Annotated in this window: 5 protein-coding genes; 4 read left to right on the top strand and 1 reads right to left on the bottom strand. The window is 58.4% G+C overall.

Features of this window, described 5'->3' with window-relative positions:
- Window positions 1–475 precede the first annotated feature (475 nt).
- The gene (locus tag Q3C19_RS17895) at window positions 476–2,305 is read left to right on the top strand and encodes a DnaB-like helicase C-terminal domain-containing protein (protein WP_302731172.1); all 1,830 of its coding nucleotides are present in this window, start codon (window positions 476–478) and stop codon (window positions 2,303–2,305) included.
- On the opposite strand, the gene Q3C19_RS17890 is transcribed toward Q3C19_RS17895, so the two are convergent.
- Window positions 2,271–2,510, bottom strand: coding sequence for a DUF4248 domain-containing protein (locus Q3C19_RS17890; protein WP_302731170.1), 240 nt, complete (start codon window positions 2,508–2,510; stop codon window positions 2,271–2,273). The genes Q3C19_RS17895 and Q3C19_RS17890 overlap by 35 nt on opposite strands.
- 303 nt (window positions 2,511–2,813) lie before the next feature.
- Here Q3C19_RS17890 and Q3C19_RS17885 point away from each other — a divergent pair, with 303 nt between their 5' ends.
- From Q3C19_RS17885 to Q3C19_RS17875, 3 genes are all read left to right on the top strand, one after another.
- Window positions 2,814–3,329: a DNA-binding protein gene (locus Q3C19_RS17885; protein ID WP_302731168.1), complete on the top strand. Its 516-nt coding sequence runs from the start codon at window positions 2,814–2,816 to the stop codon at window positions 3,327–3,329.
- Between the two features lie 310 nt (window positions 3,330–3,639).
- Entirely contained in the window at window positions 3,640–4,083 is a 444-nt protein-coding gene (locus Q3C19_RS17880) for an N-acetylmuramoyl-L-alanine amidase (protein WP_302731166.1), read from the top strand.
- Between the two features lie 186 nt (window positions 4,084–4,269).
- Window positions 4,270–4,374 carry a smalltalk protein gene (locus Q3C19_RS17875; protein ID WP_022163173.1) on the top strand — a complete coding sequence of 35 codons (105 nt, stop codon included), beginning with the start codon at window positions 4,270–4,272 and terminating at the stop codon, window positions 4,372–4,374.
- Window positions 4,375–4,445: the final 71 nt, after the last annotated feature.

The raw sequence follows: 4,445 nt of genomic DNA, 5'->3' as shown, positions 1-4,445 counted from the left end.
TTCCACCTGGAACAGCCGCCTGAAGCGCTGGGAGCCCGAGTACGGATAAGAAACCCGCCGCATCTGTCCCCAAATTGCCCCGCGTCTGCCACCAAGATGCGGGGCAACAGGGCGGAAAACCCCACGGGTTTGGAGGGCAAAGGCGAGGCGTTTTCACCACAGAGGACACGGAGTCGCACAGAGGGAAAAATTTTATCCGTGTTATCTGTGTCTAAAAACTTCTTTCAACGCAAATTACGCAGATTATCGCAGATTAAAAATTAATAAAATAATCTGTGCTCATCAGTTATATCTGCGTTATCTGCATGCCATTGTTACACCACAGATTACGCAGATTGTCACAGATTAAAATCCTGGTTTTTCCGTGTCATCCGCGTCATCTGCGTCTGAAAAATGTACCATCCGCATGGTCATTTGCACATTAGCACATTTGCACATTACCCCACACGTTAAACCCTTAAAACACACAAAAAACATGAGAAATTTCAGTCAGGCCGGCATCGACACCGGCGGCCGCACCAGCGGCAAGATACGGACCACCTGCCCCAAATGCAAAGACACCCGCACCCACCCCGAGGACAAGTCGCTCTCCGTCGACCTGGACACCGGATGGTGCCACTGCTTCCACTGCGAAGCCAATTTCCGCGTACCCGACTCCGACGAAGAACGCCAGCGCCAACGGCGCCTCGACCGCCAGCAGCGCCAGCACGAAGCCCAGTCGGCCACCAGGCGCTACGTACGCCCCAGCTTCGTCGAGGCCAACCTCAACCTGCCCGCCTCCATCGCCGACTACCTGGTAGGCAAGCGTGGCATCAGCCCCCAGACCCTGCGCCAGCTCAAGGTGACCGGGCAGTACGAACCCATGCCCCCCTTCGGGCAGGGCAGCACGCCCAAGGACCCCGAACTCTGCATCGGCTTCAACTACTTCGAGGACGGACGACTGGTGAACACCAAGTTCCGCACCCTGCAGAAAGCCTTCAAGATGGTGAAAGGCGCCGAACTCATCCCCTACAACCTCGACTCGCTGAAGGGGGCGGACAGCTGCTACATCGTCGAAGGCGAGATTGACGCCCTGACCCTGCACGAAGTGGGCCGCACGGCCGTCGTCTCCGTGCCCGCCGGCGGAAACACCAACTCCGCCTGGCTGGACCGCTTCATGGAGAGCCACTTCGACGCCATGAAGACCATCTACCTGGCCACCGACACCGACGCCAACGGCCTGAAGATGCGCCACGAGCTGATACGCCGCTTTGGCGAGGAACGCTGCCGCATCGTCACCTTCAGCCCCGACTGCAAGGACGCCAACGAAGAACTGCTGCGCCACGGACGCGACAGCCTGCTGCACTGCCTCGACCAGGCCGCCGAGCTGCCGCTGGAAGACGTGGTGACCGCGGCCGACCTGCGCGAAGACCTTAAAGCCCTCTTCGAAAACGGCCTGACACGCGGCGCCGAGACGGGACTGGCCAACTTCGACCGCCTCTGCACCTTCGAGACCGGACGGCTGCTCGTCGTCACCGGACGGCCCGGCGACGGGAAGTCGGAGTTCGTCGACGAGCTGGTCACCCGACTGGCCATGCTGCACGACTGGAAAGCCCTCTACTTCAGCCCCGAAAACCAGCCCCTTGCCCTGCACCAGTGCAAGCTCATCGAGCGCATCGCCGGCGAGAAGTTCCGCCGCAGTTCGGGACTGGAGCCGCAGCGCGTGGAGCAGATCGTGGACTGGCTCAGCGAAAACATCTTCCACCTGCAACCCGGCACCGAGGCCTACACGCTGGACCACGTGCTGGCCACCGCCCGCCGGATGGTGGTGCGCAGGGGCATCCGCATCCTCGTCATCGACCCCTTGAACCGGCTGGAGCAGCAACTGGCGCCGGGACAGACCGAACTGCAGTACATCTCGGACCTGCTGAACCGCCTGAGCCGCTTTGCCATGCAGAACCGCTGCCTGGTCATCCTCGTGGCCCATCCGCGCAAGGTGAACCGCAACCCCTTGGGCGAACTGCGCCGGGTGGAGATGAACGACATCAACGGCTCGGCCGACTTTGCCAACAAGTGCGACTACTGCCTTGTGGTGGAGCGCGACCGCATAGGCGGCTGCACCCGCGTACACGTCGAGAAAGTGCGCTTCCGCCACCTGGGCGAGCCGGGCAGCTGCTGCTTCACCTACAACAAAGACTGCGGCCGCTACCAGCCCTGCCAGGAACGGCAGAACGGCAACGGCCGCGAACTCTTCGACGTGGACTACCCCGACAGCTTCTGGGAAGCCTGCCTCAGGGAGCACCTAAAGCCTCGACAATCAGCCTGACCTGCGCAGGCGTATAGCACTTGGCACGCGGATTCAGCCCGGTCTTCTCCAAAGCCTCGGAGAGGCCGGGCTTCATTTTTATCCAGCGGTTCAGCATCTTCACCGCACTGTCTGCACTGATTCTCGGATTGTATTTTGCTGCCAGCTCCCTCTTCCCGTAGCTGCGCAGCTCGAACGGATGTTCGGTCACTTCTTCCTCTCTCATGGTTTTGCCGCTTTTTTATGATTGATAATTCCGTTTAACTGCATCACAAATATAGCGAAAACTAACAACATAAGCAAGCATATTCCATACTTTCTTCACACAAAAACCTACCCTAACCCACAAAAACATACTTATACGGACACAAACCGACCGTAACCAACAATAACAGATTCATTGCCAAACAGATATAGTATCTTTGAACCAGCAGACAAGGAGAAAGGGATGCCATGGAGCCCACCGGAAAGCCTGCACGGGAGGAACGCCGTACCGATTCCATTCACAACAAATAAAAATCTTAACATCATGACAAAAGCATTAGTAGTGCGCGTACAACGCCACAAGAAAATCGGGGACAAAAGCTCCCCCATGGTCTACACCCTGGTGCGCAAGCCCAAGGACGCCAAGACCTACGACCTGGAACGCATCGCCGCCGACATCGAGGCACTGGGCGGCATGTCGGCCGAAGACGTGCTGCACGTGGCACGCGGCCTGATCCGCAGCATCCGCCAGATTCTGACGGACGGAAACACGGTGAAAGTGGACGGCCTGGGACTGTTCCGCACCACCTTCAGTTGCGAGACCGCCGAAGAGGCCAAGAACTGCACGGTGAAGAACATCACCCGCGTCAACATCCGCTTCATGGCCGACAGCTCGCTCCGACTGGTGAACGACACCAACGCCTCCACCAAAGGCGCCCCGAACAACATCGAGTTCGAACTGGTCGCTGCCGACGGCGCCGACACAGGCAGTGACGGTAGCAGCACTGTCACCCCCGGCGGCGGAACCGGTGAAGACGGCGGGGAGGACCCGTTAGGTTAAATTCTGTTGAGGGATGAGGGGTGAGGGTTTATGGTTGAGGGTTTATGGTTTAGGGTGTATAGACAATGCACACGAACCTGGCCCCGCCTCCCCTCTGTGAAACTCTGTGGTACATCTTTCAGACACGGATGACGCGGATGACACGGAAAAATATGGATTTTAATCTGCGATAATCTGCGTAATCTGCGTTGAAAGAAGTTTTTAGGCACGGATTAAAATTTTCCCCTCTGTGGGACTCTGTGGACTCAGTGGTGCCCTCCCTCCCCCCTAAACCTTAAACCCTCATCCCTAAACCCTAAACAAAAGAACCATGCGAAGAATCGATTACATCGTCATCCACTGTAGCGCCACCCGTGAGGGCCACGTCCTCACCCCCGAGGCGCTGGACCGGGAGCACCGTCGCCGCGGCTACCGCATGACGGGCTACCACTACTACATCCGCCGCGACGGGACTACCGTCGTCACCCGCCCTCTGGAGCTTGCAGGGGCGCACGTGAAAGGCTACAACAAGCACTCCATCGGCATCTGCTACGAAGGCGGACTGGACGCCCAGGGCCAACCCAAGGACACCCGCACGCCCGAACAGCGCGCCGCCCTGCGCCTGCTGGTGGCCCAGCTGCTGCGCCGCTTCAAGGGCAACGTCCGCGTCTGCGGACACCGCGACCTCAGCCCCGACCTGGACCGCAACGGAACGGTCGAGGCATGGGAGTGGGTGAAGCAATGCCCGTGCTTCGAGGTGGCGAAGGAGATGTAGGGGAATGGAGAATGGAGAATTGATAATTGAGAATGGAGAATTGATAATGGAGACAAGTGGGTAGTAAACGAGGACAACGAGGATTACGGGAACTTCGGCAGCTAAAGCCCCTCGTCAACTTGTCCCCTCGTCAACTTGTCAACTCGTCAACTACTATCAACCGCAACGAAAGGAGGTGTGAAAATTATGGCTGTCAAGAAATCGACTTGGGATCTGATTATCAAGATCATCTGTGCTGTGGCAGGTGTGCTGGCCGGCGCACTGGGCGTTCAAGCCGCTAACCTGCTGTAGGCCGCCCGCTAAGCGCGGAGAAGGCTGCTGTGTCAAAATGAGGTGACACAGTCCGGCTCCCCTCCTTCCGG

It is taken from the genome of Bacteroides sp. ET489, from assembly GCF_030518095.1.
Classification (GTDB): domain Bacteria; phylum Bacteroidota; class Bacteroidia; order Bacteroidales; family Bacteroidaceae; genus Bacteroides; species Bacteroides ndongoniae.
The sequence above is the reverse complement of the archived record's forward strand: the minus strand, read 5'-3'. Positions and strand labels throughout refer to the sequence as shown.

Coding starts and splice junctions, on each gene's coding strand:
- Q3C19_RS17885 (WP_302731168.1), top strand. CDS start 2,814: ATGACAAAAGCATTAGTAGTGCGCGTACAACGCCACAAGAAAATCGGG.
- Q3C19_RS17880 (WP_302731166.1), top strand. CDS start 3,640: ATGCGAAGAATCGATTACATCGTCATCCACTGTAGCGCCACCCGTGAG.
- Q3C19_RS17890 (WP_302731170.1), bottom strand. CDS start 2,510: ATGAGAGAGGAAGAAGTGACCGAACATCCGTTCGAGCTGCGCAGCTAC.
- Q3C19_RS17875 (WP_022163173.1), top strand. CDS start 4,270: ATGGCTGTCAAGAAATCGACTTGGGATCTGATTATCAAGATCATCTGT.
- Q3C19_RS17895 (WP_302731172.1), top strand. CDS start 476: ATGAGAAATTTCAGTCAGGCCGGCATCGACACCGGCGGCCGCACCAGC.